A 17,208-nucleotide genomic window follows, 5' to 3' on the forward strand; every position below is an offset into this window, starting at 1 on the left:
GAAGAACGATGCCGACACACAAGACCGGAACACGTGAGCAGTGGCTGGCAGCGCGGCTTGATCTGCTCGATGCGGAGAAGGAGCTCACGCGGCAAAGTGACGAGCTGGCGCAGCGGCGGCAAGAGCTGCCTTGGGTTCGGATCGACAAAGACTACCGATTTGAGACCGACGAAGGCAGCGCCTCACTGGCGGACCTTTTCAGAGGGCGCTCGCAGCTCCTCGTCTACCATTTCATGTTCGGGCCCGACTACACGGCGGGGTGTCCGGCCTGCTCGGCGATCGCGGACGGGTTCGACGGCTTCGTCGTCCACCTCGCCAACCACGACGTCACGCTTTCGGCGGTATCGCGGGCGCCGTTGGCGAAACTGCAGGCGTACAAGCGGCGGATGGGATGGACTTTCCCTTGGGCGTCCTCGCACGGCAGCGACTTCAATTTCGACTTCGACGTCTCGTTCACCGAGGAGCAGCAACGCGAGGAGGGCATCGAATACAACTATGTGCGCGAGACGCCTCTCGCCGAGATACCCTCGCGCACGACTGCCGACGGCTCCACGACGTTCGCTGCGATGAGCGGAACAGACACGGCCACCTACACGCGCGAGAGGCCGGGCATGAGCACGTTCGTGCTCGAGGACGGCGTCGTCTACCACGCCTATTCCACCTATGCGCGCGGATTGGACGGCCTCTGGGGCATGTATCAGTGGCTCGACCGCGCGCCTCGAGGGCGCAACGAGAAGGGCGTCTGGTGGCGGCGCCACGACGAGTACGGCCAGGGCTGACGTCTCGATGACACTCCACCCCGACCACGCGCTGAAGACGCCGCCCGCACGCAGCGGATCTGCCGCTTTCCCAAGCGACAACGTCGCCGCCCGCGGCGCGGCCGACTGGCTGTCCCTGGCCGCCGCGCCAACCTTCGCAATCATGGCGCTGCTGACGGCCGTTACCGGTGATGCGGACATGGTCTGCACGGCTGCGGAAGATGCCTCGCCGCTGAGCGGAATGGTCATCATGTACTTGCTGATGAGCGCCTTCCATTTGGCGCCTTGGCTGAAGCTGGTTGCCAGCCGACGAAGCGCTGCCCACCGGTCGTGATCCGGCGTTCGCCGGATCAAACGGCAACTAGAGCAATTCTAGGAAAAGTGTGAAACGGTTTTCCGTCCGGAATTGCGCAAAAACAAAGAGCGGTTCGGCGTTTCCCTGGAACGATGAACCGATCTAGCGCGCGACCTCGCGTAGCCCTACGTGGCGATGTTGGCCTCGCCTGCATGACGCATCATGCGGCGAAAGCTCATTGAGATATGAGCGCGTCTTATGTGCCCGATGGACTCCCAGTCGCCGATTTCGGCGGCGGCAAGGACCTCTTCCATTTCGCGACGGAACGCAGTGAACTCCTCGACAAGGCCCAACTGCGGCATCAACTTCAGCACGACGCGCGCGACTTGAAAATACAGGCGCTCACTGATCTCACGCAGCGGCTGGTTACCGGTCATCGCCGTGAGCTCATAGAAAAAATCCATGTTGAGGCGCAGGAAAGCGCGCTGGTCGGGATTGAGCACATCGGAATCGCAGCGCGCGATGAGCGCCCGGATCCGGTCGAGGTCGTCCGCCGTGCGCGGGATCGGTGAAAGCTTGCCGACGAGGAGCGCCAGTTCCAGGCGCAAGTGATAGACCTGCTGCAATTCCTCGATGTCGACGTCGGTGACGATCGTGCCGACGCCATGGACTGACTGAACCAGCCCCTCGGATTCGAGGCGCGCCAGGACACGCCGAACCGGCGTGCGGCTGATCTGGAATTCCTGGGCAAGTTCTTCCTCGGAGAGATGGCTACCCGGCGCGTAGTCGAGCAGGCAGATGCGGTCGCGCAGTATCCGGTAGATACGCTCGAACCGCTCCCGCGCCGAGAGCGGGCGCGTCGGCGCGGCAGTCACGGCTATGGGCGTGGCATCTGTCTCAAGCGTCATCCAGCCTCCAGGACAGCGTGCAGGAACTGCCGTGTCCGCTCGTTCTTGGGGGCGCCGAACAACTCGGCTGGCGGCCCCTGCTCGCAGATCTTGCCCGCATGGAAGAAGCAGACGCGATCGGAGAACTCCTTGGCAAATCCCATCTGGTGGGTGACCATCAGCATGGTGAGGTCATGTTCCCTACCGAGTTTTCGGATAACTTCAAGCACTTCGCCGACGAGCTCGGGGTCGAGAGCCGAGGTCACTTCGTCGAACAGCATGATCTTGGGCCGCATGGCGCAAGCGCGGGCGATGGCGACACGCTGCTGCTGGCCGCCGGAAAGCTGCGAGGGATAGTGGTCCTTCTTCTCCGACAAGCCGACCATGTCGAGCAGTTCGGCCGCACGCGCCTCGGCATCGGCCCGCTTCATGCCGAGCACGGTTATCGGGGCCTCGATGCAGTTCTGCATCGCCGTCATGTGCGGGAACAGGTTGAAGGATTGGAACACCATGCCGATCTTGGCGCGGATCTTGCGGATATGTGCGAGATCGGCGGGAACAAGCTTGCCGTTCCTCTCCATGTGGGTGAGCGGCTGACCTTCGACCCAGATGACGCCGTCATTGATCGTCTCCAGCGTCATCAGCATGCGCAGCACCGTGGTCTTGCCGGAACCCGACGGGCCGATGATGGAGACCTTCTCGCCGCGTGCAATTTCCAGGTTGAGCCCGTCGAGAACGGTCAGCGCGCCGTAGCGCTTCGAAACATTGTCGAAGCGGACCATCGGTTGTTCCGTCATCGCATGGTCCTCCGGTTGAGCAGGCGTTCCAGGGAACGGATGAGCACGGCCGAAACCAGGCTCATGGCAAGGAAGAACAGGCCGACCAGCGTCATCGGCTCGGTGTAGCGGAAGGTATCGGAGCCGATGATCTTGGCGGTCTGCATCAGTTCCATCACGGCGATCGCGGAAAGCAATGGCGTCTCCTTGAACAAGGCGACCAGATAGTTGCCGAGCGCCGGAACGATCGGCGGAATCGCCTGCGGGATGATGATGTCGCGGAACGTCGTCCAGGACGACAGGTTGAGCGCGATCGAGGCTTCCCATTGGCCGCGATGGATGTTGTCGAAACCGGCGCGATAGACCTCGGAGCAATAGGCGGCATAGTGGATGCCGATGGCAAGCACCCCGGCGGTGAAGGCGTCGAGCACGACACCGAATTTCGGAAAGACGAAATAGAGAAAGAATATCTGGATCAGCAGCGGGGTAGAACGGATCAGCTCGACCAGCACCGAAATCGTCCAGCCGGTCCAAGGCACGGCAATGCGGACGACCGCCAGCACCAGGCCAAGCGAGGCGGCAAGCGCAAAGCCGATCAGCGTCGCTTCGATGGAGACGATGGCGGCGCGGGCGAGCACCGGCAGGATTTCAAAAGCAAATGCCCAATCCCAGATCATGCTGCCTTCCCCCGCGCCAGCCCAAGCGAAGCTCGCCTTTCGAGAAGCCGCATGCCGATGGTCACAACCAGCGACATTGCCAAATACATCAGCAGGACGAGGGTGAAAATCGGAATGGTCTTGAACGTGTTCTGGTTCATCTGCTGCGCCTTGAAGGCGAGGTCCGAGAGCGTGATCAGCGAGACCAGCGCCGTCGATTTCAAAAGCTCGATGAACAAATTGCCCCAAGGTGGGATCATGGCGACGAAAGCCTGTGGCAGTATGATCCGGCGCAGCATCTGAGGGCGGCTCATGTTCAGCGCAGTACACGCCTCCCACTGTGCGCGAGCGACGGACTGGATCGCGCCGCGCACGACTTCCGATCCGTAAGCACCAACGTTCAGGCCGAGCGCCAGAACGGCAACCAGAAATGCGTTGAGGGTGACACCGAATTGCGGCAGCACGAAAAACAACCAGAACAATTGCACCAGCGCCGACGTGCCGCGGAAGATCTCGACATAGACCGTGGCCAGCCATTTGAGCGGCGCCGGGCCGTACATCCGCGCCAGCGCTGCCAGCACACCCATGACAATTGCCAGCAGGCTGCCGAGGATGGCGATCTCGATCGTCAGGACCGCGCCTTGCAGCAGCCCCGGTAGAAACAGGCTATAGGCTTCCTGCGTAGCCAAGGCGGCGATCACGCCAAGCGCGACGATCAGCAGGGTGACAAGGGTACGGATTCCCATGCGATTCCCCTAGAAAAAAAGGGCGGCGCTTTCGCGCCGCCAGCAGTTGGGAACCTACTCGCCCGCGCAAAGCTGCGCGGTGGTCTTGTTGGGGAGATAGTCCTTGCCGAAGCCGAGCGGCTCGACCAGCGCGATGTGCTCCGGTGAACCGAGGAACGTCTTCAGCTCGGCGTTGAACGCCTCCTGCAGATCGGTATCTTCCTTGCGGAAGCCGAAGCCGCCATGGCCTTTCACCGACTTGCCGGCAACCTCGCCGAACGGCTTGGTCGATTCGACGCCGTCGGCCTTCTTGGCCATGTCGGCGATCGAAAGGGCGGTCAGTGCGGCAGCGTCCGCGCGGCCAGCCTGAACAGCGGCCACAAGGCTGGACTGGTCGGGCAAAGCGACAATCTGCCCTGCGGCGACGCCGGCGTCCTTGGCATAGCCGCCCTCGACGGCGCCGGCCATCACGGCGAGCTTGAGATCCGGATTGTCCTTGATGCTGGAATAATCCTTCACGCCCTTCGGATTGCCTTTTGCCACCAGCATGGCCTGACCGATGCCGTAGGACGGCTCGGAGAAATTGATCTCGGCGCAGCGCTTCGGATTGATGAACATGCCAGCGGCGATGATGTCGAAGCGGCCGGCCTTGAGACCCGGAATGAGCGAACCGAATTCGGTGAGCACGCCGTCGACCTGCGCGATACCCATCTTGGCGAGCACCGCCTTGGCGACTTCCGGCGCCTCACCGGTCAGCTTGCCGTCAGGCGTGGCGAAACCGAACGGCGCCTCGTTGGCGAAGCCGACGCGAATGTAGCCGTCCTTCTTGGCCCGTTCGAGAGTGGTTTCCGCATGAGCGGGCAACGACGCCAACGACGTGGCGGCGAGCGCGAGGCAGGCGGCGGCTTTGACGACCATCCGGCGCGATATCGATGATTTGAACATGCTTTTCTCCCATTGAACAACTGATGAATGGTTCCCAGGGCGCAGCCTTCTTCGAGGTCGACACCCGCCTGATAAGACGTATACAACTGCCCTAGACATTGCGCAAGTGAAGATATAAAAACGTTAGAAATTCGGCGATAATTCGCAGTCAAACGACAAATTATTGTCTAGTTGTGCACAATTTAGGCAAGTTGCCCGTGTGAAAAGGGCAAAACAGCGCATCCGTAAAGGCAGGATTTCGGTGGCGAGCGCGAGCGGTTTCGGGACATTCACGCAAGCGGAATATACGCAGCGCCTAGCTGGCGTGAAGAGACGCATGGAGAAGGCCGGCTTCGACCTCATCGTCTGTCAGGATCCCGCCAATATGTGCTGGCTGACCGGTTATAACGGATGGTCGTTCTACGTTCCGCAGTGCGTCCTCGTCCATCTGGAAGAGGACCGGCCGATCTGGTTCGGCAGGGCGCAGGACGCCAGGAGCGCACGCCTGACCACCGGCCTGCCGGAGAAAAACATCGTGCCGTTCTCGGAACGGCTGGTGCAGCAGCCCGTCGAACACCCCTATGACGAACTCGCCCAGCTGATCCGATCGCGTGGCTGGGGAAAGGCCCGCATCGGCGTCGAGATGGACGCGCATTATTACACCGCGCGCTGCCACGCCCATCTCGTCAGCGGGCTGCCTGACGCGCACTTCGCCAACAACCATGATCTCGTCAACTGGGCGCGACTGGTCAAATCCGAAGCCGAGCTGGTGCTGATCCGCGAGGCCGGTGCGATCTGCACGCACGCCATGAACCGCGCCATCGAAAAGATGCGACCTGGCGTGCCTCAGAACCACGTCATTGCGGAAATCTATCACGCGCAGATCATGGGCGTGCCCGGAGCGGGCGGCGACTATGCTGCAATCTGTCCGCTGATGCCCGTCGGCGAGGGCACCAGCACGCCGCATCTGACGTGGTCCGATGCGCCGTTGCCGGACAGCGGCCTCGCCATTCTGGAGATCGCCGGGGTGCGGCGGCGCTATCATGCGGCGCTGACGCGGACCGTGCATTTCGGCAAGCCGCCGCAAGCCATCCTCGACATGGCTAAGGCGATCGTCGAGGGCGTCGACGCCGGCCTTGAGAAGGCGCGCCCCGGCACCACCGCCGAAGAGGTGGAAGCCGCCTGGCAGGCGGTCCTGCGGAGGAACGGGCTGAAGAAGGAAAGCCGCGTCGGCTATCCGGTCGGGCTCGCCTACCCGCCCGATTGGGGCGAGCGCACCGCAAGTCTCCGTCCCGGCGACACCACCCAGATGCAGTCCGGGATGTGCTTCCATTTCATGGCCGGCGTTTGGCTCGACGATTTCGGCATCGCCATCTCGGAATCCTTCGTTGTCACGGATCGCGGCGGCGAACGCCTCTGCGATGTGGCGCGCGAACTCATCGTCATCGACTGACCATGAGGACGGGAACCCGGAACTGACGAAAGATCATGCCGGCAACGAAACCGGCACCCAGCACGAGGACGCCTGATGGACCGTAATCCGTTTTCCGAAGCCGAAATCGCCGGCCGCCTTGCCAAGGTCCGCACGGCGCTGGCCGAGCGTGAGCTCGACGCGGCGGTCTTTGCGTCGCCGGAGAACGTCTTCTACCTCACAGGGCTCGATCACTGGGGTTATTTTGCCCCTCACCTGCTGATCGTCCCGCTCGAAGGAAAACCTGTTCTGATCACCCGCTCGATGGAAAAGGTGACGATCGAGAAACAGGTGACCGCAGCGGAATTCCGCGGCCATTCCGACAGCGAAACGGCGGCCGATCTTGCCGCGCGCGTGCTTGCGGAGCTCGGCCTGTCCGGCGAGCGGATCGGCCTCGAATACTGGACGGCTGGCCTAAGCCATGGGCTTGCCATCGCACTCCAAACGCAGGCTGATGCCAGATGGAGCGATGTCTCCGGTCTGGTCGACAAAATGCGGCGGGTGAAGAGCGCCGAGGAACAGGCGCTGATGCGTCAGGCGGCACAAGTGACTGACGCTGCCGCCGGCGCCGCGATCGCGGCGATCTCGGACGGCGCCTCCGAACCGGAGGTCGCGGCCCAATGCGTTGCGGCGATGATCCGCGCCGGCGGTCATGCTCCGGGCTTCGGCCCGTTCATCCGCCCGGCCGCGCGCCTGGGCGAAGAGCATACGACCTGGGGTGACGGGATCTATCGCAAGGGCGAGCCGGTCTTCGTCGAACTGTCCGGCTGCATCGCGCGTTATCACGCGCCGCTCGGCCGGCTCGTTCGCATCGGCCACATCAGCGACGAAGATGCCGCGATGGCGGAAGTGACCGCCAAGGCCTTCAACGCGGTCGTCGAGGCGCTGCGGCCCGGCGCCAGAGCGCGCGACCTCTACGCCGCCTGGCAAGCCGTCGCCGATGAGGCCGGTCTTTCTCACTATCGCCGCCATCACTGCGGCTACCTCGTCGGCGTCGGGCAGCCGCCATCATGGACCGGCGGCAACTCGGTGACCGGCTTGAGGCACGATTCCGATCTCGAGATCGAGACCGGGATGAGCTTCCACATCCTGTCGTGGCTGATGGGCACCGGTCGCGGTGATGACTTCGTTTCCAACACGGTGCTTCTGACCGATGCGGGTGCCGAAGTGCTTACCCGCACGCCGGCCGGCCCGATCGTTCGATAGGCCCGCACGCATGGCGCGCTACTCGGCATTCTCGATTTTCCGCAACGCGCTGTCAGGCCAGAAGAACTGGCAACGCGCCTGGCGGGCAGCGGAGCCAAAACCGTCCTACGATGTGATTGTCATCGGCGGCGGTGGACACGGCCTCGCTACCGCGTTCTACCTCGCCGAGAACCACGGCATCCGCAATGTCGTTGTTCTCGAAAAGGGCTATATCGGCGGCGGCAATGTCGGCCGCAACACCACCGTCATCCGCTCCAACTACCTGCTCGACGGCAACACCCAGTTCTACGAATTCTCGATGAAGCTCTGGGAGAACATGTCGCGGGCGCTGAATTTCAACGTCATGTTCTCGCAGCGCGGCCAGCTCGTCACGGCGCATTCGGCCGACCAGCTCGATAGCTTTAGCCACCGCGCCAACATCATGCGGCTGAACGGCATCGATGCCGATATCCTCGACCGCGACGAGGTGCGACGTCTGGTGCCCTATCTCGACTTTTCCGACACCGCCCGCTTTCCGATGCATGGCGCTATCTTCCAGGGCCGGGCGGGCACGGCGCGCCACGACGCCGTCGCCTGGGGCTATGCGCGCGCCGCCGACGGCCATGGCGTCGACATCATCCAGAACTGCGAGGTGACCGGCTTCCTCCGCGACGGCGACAGTATCGTCGGCGTCGAAACGACGAAAGGCCGGATCGGCGCCGGCAAGGTCGGCCTCGCTGTTGCCGGTCATACCTCCGTGCTCGGTGCCAAGGCCGGCCTTGAACTGCCGATCGAAAGCCACGTCCTGCAGGCCTTTGTCACCGAACCGCTGAAGCCGTTGGTAGACCAAGTCGTCGCCTATGGCGCCGACCATTTCTACGTCAGCCAGTCGGACAAGGGCGGGCTGGTCTTCGGCGGCAATCTCGACGGCTACAATTCCTACGCTCAGCGCGGCAATCTCGGCGTCGTGCGCGAAGTGGCGGAGGCGGCGATTGCGCTGATGCCTTGCATTTCGCGCGTCCGTCTGCTGCGCCATTGGGGCGGCGTCATGGACATGACCCCCGATGCCAGCCCGATCATCTGCCCGACGCCGATCGGGGGCCTCTATCTCAACGGCGGCTGGTGCTATGGCGGCTTCAAGGCGACGCCGGCTTCCGGCTGGTGTTTCGCGCACACGATCGCCACCGGCAAGCCGCACCCCTTGATCGCGGCCTACGGGCTCGATCGTTTCCGCACCGGCCACACGCTCGATGAGGCTGGCGCCGGCCCCTCCGCCTGGCTGCAATAGGAGGCGCAAGACAATGCTGCGCATCGAATGCCCCTGCTGCGGTCCGCGCGACCATGACGAGTTCCGCTACGGCGGCGATGCTTCCGTCACGCGTCCGGCCCACGACGATCCCGATCCGGAGGCCTGGTACCGTTACGTGTATGTCAGGACAAATCCGGCGGGCCTGCACCGCGAATTCTGGCAGCACGTGATCGGCTGCCGCCAATGGCTGGTGGTCGAACGCGACACGCGCAACCACGCCATCGCATCCGTCGACCTCGCCCGGAAATTGTCGGCCAGGAAATCACCAGCCAGGAAACCACCGGCATGAGTTCGAACCACAAGCGGCTGTCGATGGGTGGCCGTATCGACCGCGAGCAGCCGGTCGATTTTACCTTCGACGGCCGCAAGCTGGCTGGATATCGCGGCGACACGCTCGCGTCCGCGCTGCTCGCCAACGGCGTCACCCTGGTTGGGCGCAGCTTCAAATATCATCGTCCGCGCGGCATCTTTTCCGCCGGGCCCGAGGAGCCGAACGCGCTGGTTACGCTCGGAATCGCAGGCAGGCGCGAGCCGAACCTGCCGGCGACGACACTCGAACTCGCAGACGGCATGGTCGCGGAGAGCCAGAACCGCTGGCCCTCGCTTGCCTTTGACGTGCAAAGCGCCAACGGCCTGCTGGCGCCGTTCCTTTCGGCCGGCTTCTACTACAAGACCTTCATGGGCCCGACGCGCCGTGCCTGGATGTTCTACGAGCATTTTATCCGCAAGGCGGCCGGGCTGGGCAGAGCCGGCACCGACCCTGACCCCGACCGTTACGAGGTTCGTCATGCGTTTGCCGATGTCGCGATCATCGGCGGCGGTCCGGCGGGATTGTCGGCGGCGCGTGCTGCCGCGGCCGCCGGCGCGCGGGTCGCGCTGATCGAGCAGGATTTCCTGCTCGGCGGCCAACTCCTGGCGGAACCGTCCGACAGCGCGGCGGCCGCATGGTTGAGACAGACCGAAGCCGAGCTGGAGAGCTCCGAAACCGTCGCCTTGATGAAGCGGACGACCGCTTTCGGTATCTATGACGGCAATGTCATCGGACTGGTCGAGCAACGCGACCCAACCAATCGCCAGCCGGTCGGCGAGGCGCGGCAGACGTTCACCATGCTTCGCGCCCGCTCGATCGTTTTCGCCACCGGCGCCATCGAGCGACCAATGGTATTCTCGAACAACGACCGGCCCGGCGTCATGCTTGCCTCGGCCGCCCGGACCTATCTCAACCGTTTCGCCGTCCTGCCCGGCAAAAAAATCATCGTCGCCACCAGCAATGACGGCGCCTGGCGCACCGCCTTCGACCTTGCCGCAGCCGGCGCAGAGGTGACGGTTGCCGATCTGCGCGCATCACTTCCCGCAGCACTTGTCGCGGAGGCCGCACAGTTCGGCGTGGTTGTGCGGGCCGCAACGCACATCGTCGACCTGCGCGGCGGCCATGCCGTCAGGCGTGCAACGCTCAACGGGCCGGACGGCCAATCCGAGGCCGCCTGCGACCTGGTCTGCGTGTCCGGTGGCTGGTCGCCAACCGTGCATCTCACCTCGCACCTGGGCATCAAACCTGCCTACCGCGACGACATCGGCGGCTTCGTGCCGGGCGCGTTTGCGGCGGACCGGTTCGGCGCCGGCTCGATGATGGGAGCTTATTCGACCGCCGGTGCCATCGAGGACGGTCACCGCGCCGGCACCCAGGCGGCATCGTTTTGCGGCAAGTCGGGACCGGCGCCCACTCCATCGAAACTCGATCTTGGCGAGACCGCCGCAGCCCAGCTTCGCGAGGTCCTGCCCGCTGGGCGTGGAAAGGCCTTCGTCGATTTCCAGATGGACGTGACGACCGGGGATATCGAGCTCGCCCATCGCGAGGGCTATGAATCGGTCGAGCACCTGAAGCGCTACACCACCCTCGGCATGGGCACCGACCAGGGCAAGACAAGCAATTTTCCGGCGCTTGCCGCGATGGCCACCCTGCGCAACGCAACGATCCCCGAGACCGGCGCCACGACCTTTCGCCCGCCCTACACGCCGGTCGCCATCGGTACGCTTGCCGGACGCGCCATCGGTCATCATTTCAAGCCGATCCGCCGCACGCCGATGCACGATTGGCACATGACGAACGGCGCCGAGATGCTGGAGGTCGGGCTCTGGATGCGGCCCTATTTCTATAAGCAGTCCGGACGTGACGTGAACGAAGCCTACGTCGCCGAAATGCGGAATGCGCGCCAGGCCGCGAGCCTGATGGACATTTCCACCCTCGGCAAGATCGACGTCCAAGGCCCGGATGCCGCGATTTTCCTGGATCGCGTCTACGCCAACGGCTTTGCCAAACTGCCGGTCGGCCGCGCCCGCTACGGCGTCATGCTGCGCGACGACGGCATCGTCTTCGACGACGGCACCACGACGCGGCTGGCGGAGAACCGGTTCTTCATGACCACCTCGACCGCCAAGGCCGCCGATGTGCTGTCGCGTCTCGAATTCCTGCTCGACACGGCCTGGCCGGATTTGCGCGTAGCCGTGACCTCGGTGAGCGATGAATGGGCGGCGATGTCGGTTGCCGGACCGAAAAGCCGCGCAATTCTGAGTGCGGCGTTTCCCGCTCTCGACGTTTCCGACGCGGCACTTGCGCATATGGGGTTGCTCGAAAGCGAATGGCGAGGCCGTGCGCTCCGCATCCTGCGTCTCAGTTATTCCGGCGAGCGCGCCTACGAAATCTATGTCGGCGCAACCGCCGGTGAACAGCTCTGGAGCCGCCTGCTCGAAGCTGGCAGGCCGTTCGATCTGAAGCCTTATGGCGTCGAGGCGCTCGGTGCGCTGCGCGTCGAAAAGGGCCATGTCGCCGGACCTGAAATCGATGGGCGCACGACGCTCGACGATCTTGGCCTCGGCCGCATGGCCGGCAAGCGCACCGGCTTCGTCGGCGACGTGTTGCGACGGCGCCCCGCCTTCCAGGCGCCAGACCGGCAGCGCCTGGTCGGGCTGGAATGCATCGAGGAGGGAAAACGCCTTCGCGGTGGCGCCATCCTGTTCCTGCCGGGTGAGAAACCTTACGGCCACGGGCGCGGCCGCGTGACCTCCGTCACCTTCAGCCCTGAACGCGGTCGCTATGTCGGGCTGGCCTTGCTTGCTGGCGATGTCGCTAGCGAAGGAAGCGAGATCGTGGCCGTCTATCCGATGAAGACCGAAACGGTGCGCGCCCGCATCGTCTCGCCGGTATTTCTCGATCCGCAGGGAGAGCGGCTACATGGCTAGCCCGGATTTCAGCCTGTCCGTGGCCGATTGCCCGCTCATCCAGGTCGAGGGCTGGGACGGCACGCTGGGGCAATTCGAATCGAGCCTCTCGACGTCGCTCGGCACCAAGCTTCCTGCCTCGGTTGGAGAGACTGTTCGCCACAAGGGTTTCCTTGTCATCCGCGTTGCCCCTCGCCGTCTCTGGCTGGCTCTTGACGACGGCGCGCAGGCACCTTCGCTTGCCGTCGACCCGGATCTCGGCTGTTCAGTTTCTCTCGACGAAGGTCGCGTGCGTTTCAGAATGGCTGGGGCTGACATCGCGCGGGTTCTCTCCAAATGCATCGCCGTCGACTGGCGCGCGTCGGCGGCCGCCCCGGGCCGGGCCGTGCTGACGTCCTTGCATCATGTGCCCGTGCTTTTCCTGCGCACCGGTGAGACCGCGTGCGAACTCATGGTGCCGCGAAGCTTTTCGCGAAGCCTCTCGGACTGGATTGCTGACGCCGCGAAATAGGGAAAGGACCAGGCGCGAACGCTCTCCTCAGGAGCCGCTCCACGGCCTTGCTCCTTGGATGATCTCTTGGGCACGCACGGCAAAGCGGCCGGCGAGAGGCCACTTCCCGGCGGCATCGGCCGACGCCGCGCTGCCTGCCCGCGCCCGGTCGGCGATGCCGACGAAGATCACCGCGAAACGAAACAGCGAAAAAACCAGGTGGAAGCGTTCCAGGGGCGCAGTGGGCACGGCATGCGCGAAATAATGGTCGAGGAATTCGCGCTGGCTCGGGATGCCGAGTGCGGCATGATCGAGGCCGAGGATGCCGCCATACTCGTCCGGGGTCGAATGCCAGGTCATCGAGCAAAAGCCGAGATCGGCGAGCGGATGGCCGATCGTCGACAGCTCCCAATCGAGAATGCCGATCACCTCCGGCTTGCCGGGATGGAACAGCAGATTTCCGAGGCGGAAGTCGCCATGGGCGATCGCCACGCGCCCATCATCCGCGGGCAGGTGCTGCGGCAGCCAGTCGGCGACCACTTCGAGTGCCGGAATTCTGTCACTCGGCGATTCCCTGAGCTGCCTGGTCCAGCGGCCAATCTGGCGCTCGAAATAGTTGCCGGGCCGGCCGTAGTCGCCGAGACCGACCTCGTCGGGACGGACAGCATGCAATTTGGCCATCGCTTCGGCCATGCCGAAATAGATGCCGCGTCGCTGCGCGGGCGAAAGGCCGGGCAGCGAACAGTCGTGGAAGACGCGACCATCAAGCCGCTCCATCAGGTAGAAGGGCGTGCCGAGCGGCTCGACGCCGTCGTGATAGAGCACCGGCCCGGCCACCGGCACATCGGTCGGTGCAAGCGCTTCAAGCACGCGGAATTCGCGGTCGACGGCATGCGCCCCGCGCAGGATCGGCCCGGCCGGCTTCTTGCGCAGCACCATGCGATGCGCACCATAGTCGACGAAGTAGGTTGGGTTGGACTGTCCGCCGCCAATCCGCTCAAGCGTCATGGCGGCGTCGCCGAAGCGGTTCGAGAGAAAAGCCTTCAATGCCGCAGGATCGAAATCCGCATTCGACGGCTGCGCCATCTTTTCCTCCTGAGATGCCACCGCGCGTCGCTTACGCCTCGCCTTCGACCGTCCAGCGCCAGAAGCCTCTCTCTTCCTCGTTGAGGAAACGGTTCAGCACCATCTTGTGGACCTCATCGGCACCGTCGACCAGCCGCGCCTGGCGAGCATAGCGGTAGATCCATTCGAGCACCGTGTCCTTGGAATAGCCACGCGCGCCATTGATCTGGATCGCCACATCGGCTGCGTCATGCAGCACATTGGCGACCTGGATCTTGGCCATCGATACTTCCTTGCGGGCAAAGCCGCCGCGGTCCAGCTCCCACGCAGCCTTCATCACCAGGATGCGGCCGATCTCGATGCGCATGGCGAGGTCACCGAGCTTCAGCTGGACGCTTTCGCGGTCGGCGAGGCGCTGGCCGAAACCATAGCGCTCGGCGGCGTAGGCGCGCGCGATCTCAACGCAGCGCTTGGACAGTCCGAGCCATCGCATGCAGTGGGTAAGCCGCGCTGGGCCGAGCCGCACCTGCGTCACCTTCATGCCCCTACCCTCGCCGACCAGCATGTCTTCGACAGGGATTTCGAGCCCATCGAACTCCAGCTCGCAATGCCCGCCATGCTCCTCCGGGCCCATGATCTCGATGCGGCGCATGATACGCCAGCCTGGCTGGTCCTTGTGGAACATCAGGGCCGACAGACCATGGCGCGGGTCGTCCGAGGTTCGCGCGATCAAAATGAAATGGCTGGCCTCCTCAGCGCCGGTGATGAACCATTTGCGGCCGGTCACGACATATTTGTCGCCGCGCCGCTCCGCACGCGTCATGATCATCGAAGGATCCGAGCCGCCGCCGGGGTGCGGTTCGGTCATGGCAAAGGCCGAGCGCACCTTGCCCTCGACAATCGGCTTCAGCCATTTTTCCTTTTGCGCTGGCGTGCCGAGCGCCTCCAGAACCATCATGTTGCCATCGTCGGGCGCTGCCGAATTGAACACCACGGGTCCGAAAATCGACCGGTTCATCTCCTCGTAGCAGACCGCCATGTCCATCTTGCCGAGACCGGCGCCGCCGGTTTCGGGCTTGAGTTGCAGGCACCACAGGCCCGCCATCCGCGCCTTGGCGCGAAGCCCCTCCAGCAGCGGCAAGGCGATATTTCCATGCGCGTCATAGGACGTCTTGTCGGCTTCGAGCGGCAGGATCTCACGCTCGACGAAGTCGGCAATGCGGACGCGGTAATCTTCCGTGCGAGTGGGAATATCGAAATGCATGGGCAAACTCTCAGCGATGAAACGAGGTGGCCGCCATGGTCTAGGAATCGAGCAAGCGCTCGTTTCCTTATTCGCCTCTATCCCCTTTTGCCGCCGCCGTCATCCGGCGAAGCGTGGTTCCGCAACGCCTTTGATGCCAAGGCCGGTTATTGCGAACAGGCTGCCGCAGCGCCACCCCGGCCGGTGTCGACGCGGGCGAAAGTGCGCCGGTTGCTGGCAGCACCAGTCGCGATGTCATAGTCATAAGCCCAGATCTCGCGATCCGCCTCAGAACGCGACCTTGTCGCCGCCCTTCAATGACAGGATCTCGCGCGCCTCGTCGGGCGTCGCCACCTCCATGCCGAGGCCTTCGATGATCTTGCGGGCAAGCACCACCTGTTCGACGTTCGATTTGGCAAGCTTACCCTTGCCGGCCCATAGGCTGTCCTCCAGGCCAACCCTGATGTTGCCGCCAAGGGCCGCCGACTGCGCGGCAATGCGAAGCTGGCTGGCGCCGGCACCGAGCACCGACCAGCGGAACTGGTCGCCGAACAGCCGGTCGGCGGTGCGCTTCATATGGGCGACGTCTTCAGGATGCGTGCCGATGCCGCCGAGCAGCCCGAATACCGACTGCACGAAGAACGGTGGCTTCACCAGCCCACGGTCGGCAAAGTGCGAGAGATTGTAGAGATGGGCAATGTCGTAGCACTCGAACTCGAAGCGCGTGCCGTTGTCGTAGCAGGTCGCAAGAATGTATTCGATGTCTTTGAACGAATTGCGGAAGACCAGGTCGCGCGTCGCTTCCAGATGCGGCTTTTCCCAGTCGAACTTGAAGGTCTCGTATTTGTCCGCGAGGCGATAGAGCCCGAAATTGATCGAGCCCATGTTGAGCGACGCGACTTCCGGCTTGAACTCAGCGGCTGGGCGCACGCGCTCCTTGACCTTCATGTAGGGGCTGCCGCCAGTGGTGATGTTAATGGCGGCGTTGGTGCCTTGCTTGACGCGCGGCAGGAAACGCGCGAACGCCTCCGGCGTCTGGTCGGGCTTGCCGGTCTCAGGGTCGCGGGCATGCAGGTGCAGGATCGCGGCACCCGCCTCTGCCGCCGCGATCGCCTCGGACGCGATCTGGTCCGGCGTGATCGGCAGATAGGGCGACATGGTCGGCGTGTGGATCGCCCCCGTCACTGCACAAGTGATGATAACCTTGCCCTTGGCCTGCTGAGCGCTGGGCTTGCGGTTCGTTTCCGTCATCGTCCGAACTCCTGATCCGATTTTCTCTTGTGCGCCGCCAGCGCCATCAGCCGGCGGTCGCGCCACACCTGCCGTTCGCCGAGCTCTTCCCGCGGCAGCCGCTTGCGGCGGTCGGCCTCTACTGTCTCGATGACCTCGCCGGCCCAGTCGACGCGGCGCAGCGTCTGCGGAAAAATGTTGGCATAGATCGTCTGATAGCGCTCGACATAGTCGCGCACGCCGCCCGGTGCATTGAGGTCGATCGTCTCGAACGGACCCATGAACGACCAGCGTAGCGCCAGCCCGTCGCGAATGCCGATATCGACGTCCTCGACGCTGGCATAGCCGTCGGCGACAAGGCGAAAAGCCTCCTCCAGCAGCGCGCCCTGCAGGCGGTTCATGATGAAGCCGTCGAGCTCGTGCTTCATCACCAGCGGCGCGTGGCCTGCGGCGACGAGTAAGGCGCGGGTCCTTTCGACCGTTTCGGGCGAGGTCCATGGCGCCGGCACGATTTCCGCAGCCGGAATGAGATAGGGCGGATTGATCGGATGCACGACCAGGCAGCGGTGCCGCCCTTGCAGATGATCGGTGAATTTCGACGGCAGCAGCGCCGAGGTGGAACTGGCGATCACCGCTTGCGGACCGGCCAACGCATCAATCAGAGAGAACACCTCGCGCTTCACGTCGAGGCTTTCGGGCGTGTTCTCCTGGATATGGACCGCATCGGCCAGCGCCTCTTCCAGCTCCGCAACGACGGCGATGCGGCCACGCACGGCATCGATTGCCTGTCCGCGCAGCAGATCGTTCGCGGCGAGGTCACCCAGCACGCCGGCGACGTAATCATGCGCACCGCCCGCCGCGGCCGGCGACTGATCCCACATCCGCACATCGTGGCCGGCGCGGGCGAAGCTGATCGCCCAGGCCCGTCCGATGAACCCGCTGCCGACAATTGCGACCTTTGTCATGATCGGTTCC

Annotated in this window: 17 protein-coding genes; 8 read left to right on the top strand and 9 right to left on the bottom strand. The window is 64.0% G+C overall.

The features are described from left to right. The first annotated feature begins 8 nt into the window (after nucleotides 1-8). Together EN885_RS08820 and EN885_RS08825 are read left to right on the top strand one after the other, a co-directional pair. Nucleotides 9-779, top strand: coding sequence for a DUF899 domain-containing protein (locus EN885_RS08820; RefSeq protein ID WP_127289447.1), 771 nt, complete (start codon nucleotides 9-11; stop codon nucleotides 777-779). Nucleotides 780-786: 7 nt separating this feature from the next. Then, entirely contained in the window at nucleotides 787-1,092 is a 306-nt protein-coding gene (locus EN885_RS08825; RefSeq protein WP_245467579.1) for a hypothetical protein, read from the top strand. Between the two features lie 146 nt (nucleotides 1,093-1,238). Here the strand turns inward: EN885_RS08825 and EN885_RS08830 are convergent, their stop codons facing one another. Genes EN885_RS08830 through ehuB form a run of 5 tightly spaced genes read right to left on the bottom strand, consistent with a single transcriptional unit; the run spans nucleotide 1,239 to nucleotide 5,042 of the window. Then, a complete protein-coding gene (locus EN885_RS08830; protein ID WP_095483720.1) occupies nucleotides 1,239-1,961 on the bottom strand; it encodes a GntR family transcriptional regulator in 723 nt (240 codons plus the stop codon). Further along, a complete protein-coding gene (ehuA, locus tag EN885_RS08835) occupies nucleotides 1,958-2,737 on the bottom strand; it encodes an ectoine/hydroxyectoine ABC transporter ATP-binding protein EhuA (protein WP_095483719.1) in 780 nt (259 codons plus the stop codon). The genes EN885_RS08830 and ehuA overlap by 4 nt, the downstream gene beginning before the upstream one ends. Continuing rightward, nucleotides 2,734-3,393, bottom strand: a complete 660-nt coding sequence (gene ehuD / locus EN885_RS08840) for an ectoine/hydroxyectoine ABC transporter permease subunit EhuD (protein WP_095483718.1) — start codon at nucleotides 3,391-3,393, stop codon at nucleotides 2,734-2,736. The genes ehuA and ehuD overlap by 4 nt, the downstream gene beginning before the upstream one ends. Next, nucleotides 3,390-4,118: an ectoine/hydroxyectoine ABC transporter permease subunit EhuC gene (ehuC, locus tag EN885_RS08845; protein ID WP_128241240.1), complete on the bottom strand. Its 729-nt coding sequence runs from the start codon at nucleotides 4,116-4,118 to the stop codon at nucleotides 3,390-3,392. The genes ehuD and ehuC overlap by 4 nt, the downstream gene beginning before the upstream one ends. A 54-nt stretch (nucleotides 4,119-4,172) precedes the next feature. After that, the gene (ehuB, locus tag EN885_RS08850; protein WP_095483716.1) at nucleotides 4,173-5,042 is read right to left on the bottom strand and encodes an ectoine/hydroxyectoine ABC transporter substrate-binding protein EhuB; all 870 of its coding nucleotides are present in this window, start codon (nucleotides 5,040-5,042) and stop codon (nucleotides 4,173-4,175) included. 304 nt (nucleotides 5,043-5,346) lie between these two features. Between ehuB and EN885_RS08855 the strand changes: the two genes are divergently transcribed. From EN885_RS08855 to EN885_RS08880, 6 genes are all read left to right on the top strand, one after another. Continuing rightward, entirely contained in the window at nucleotides 5,347-6,474 is a 1,128-nt protein-coding gene (locus EN885_RS08855; protein ID WP_348631594.1) for a M24 family metallopeptidase, read from the top strand. A gap of 75 nt (nucleotides 6,475-6,549) precedes the next feature. Further along, nucleotides 6,550-7,698: a Xaa-Pro peptidase family protein gene (locus EN885_RS08860; RefSeq protein ID WP_128241242.1), complete on the top strand. Its 1,149-nt coding sequence runs from the start codon at nucleotides 6,550-6,552 to the stop codon at nucleotides 7,696-7,698. 10 nt (nucleotides 7,699-7,708) lie between these two features. Next, the gene (locus EN885_RS08865) at nucleotides 7,709-8,965 is read left to right on the top strand and encodes a sarcosine oxidase subunit beta family protein (protein WP_128241243.1); all 1,257 of its coding nucleotides are present in this window, start codon (nucleotides 7,709-7,711) and stop codon (nucleotides 8,963-8,965) included. A 13-nt stretch (nucleotides 8,966-8,978) separates the two neighbouring features. After that, nucleotides 8,979-9,275: a sarcosine oxidase subunit delta gene (locus EN885_RS08870; protein WP_095483712.1), complete on the top strand. Its 297-nt coding sequence runs from the start codon at nucleotides 8,979-8,981 to the stop codon at nucleotides 9,273-9,275. Continuing rightward, nucleotides 9,272-12,226 (top strand): sarcosine oxidase subunit alpha family protein, encoded by a 2,955-nt coding sequence (locus EN885_RS08875; protein ID WP_095483711.1) that lies wholly within the window; start codon nucleotides 9,272-9,274, stop codon nucleotides 12,224-12,226. Before EN885_RS08870 ends, EN885_RS08875 begins: the two co-directional genes overlap by 4 nt. After that, nucleotides 12,219-12,716: a sarcosine oxidase subunit gamma family protein gene (locus tag EN885_RS08880; protein WP_095483710.1), complete on the top strand. Its 498-nt coding sequence runs from the start codon at nucleotides 12,219-12,221 to the stop codon at nucleotides 12,714-12,716. The genes EN885_RS08875 and EN885_RS08880 overlap by 8 nt, the downstream gene beginning before the upstream one ends. 27 nt (nucleotides 12,717-12,743) lie before the next feature. Here EN885_RS08880 and EN885_RS08885 read toward each other — a convergent pair whose 3' ends face one another. The 4 genes from EN885_RS08885 to EN885_RS08905 form a co-directional block, all read right to left on the bottom strand. Continuing rightward, nucleotides 12,744-13,781, bottom strand: coding sequence for a phosphotransferase family protein (locus EN885_RS08885; RefSeq protein WP_128241244.1), 1,038 nt, complete (start codon nucleotides 13,779-13,781; stop codon nucleotides 12,744-12,746). Nucleotides 13,782-13,812: 31 nt separating this feature from the next. After that, nucleotides 13,813-15,024, bottom strand: a complete 1,212-nt coding sequence (locus EN885_RS08890) for an acyl-CoA dehydrogenase family protein (RefSeq protein WP_128241245.1) — start codon at nucleotides 15,022-15,024, stop codon at nucleotides 13,813-13,815. A 267-nt stretch (nucleotides 15,025-15,291) separates the two neighbouring features. Further along, a complete protein-coding gene (locus tag EN885_RS08900) occupies nucleotides 15,292-16,254 on the bottom strand; it encodes a 3-keto-5-aminohexanoate cleavage protein (protein ID WP_128241246.1) in 963 nt (320 codons plus the stop codon). Beyond that, complete coding sequence (locus tag EN885_RS08905; RefSeq protein WP_128241247.1) at nucleotides 16,251-17,198, bottom strand: 3-hydroxyacyl-CoA dehydrogenase; 948 nt, start codon at nucleotides 17,196-17,198, stop codon at nucleotides 16,251-16,253. Before EN885_RS08905 ends, EN885_RS08900 begins: the two co-directional genes overlap by 4 nt. Nucleotides 17,199-17,208: the final 10 nt, after the last annotated feature.

The organism is Mesorhizobium sp. M6A.T.Cr.TU.014.01.1.1 (assembly GCF_004022765.1).
Taxonomy (GTDB): domain Bacteria; phylum Pseudomonadota; class Alphaproteobacteria; order Rhizobiales; family Rhizobiaceae; genus Mesorhizobium; species Mesorhizobium mediterraneum.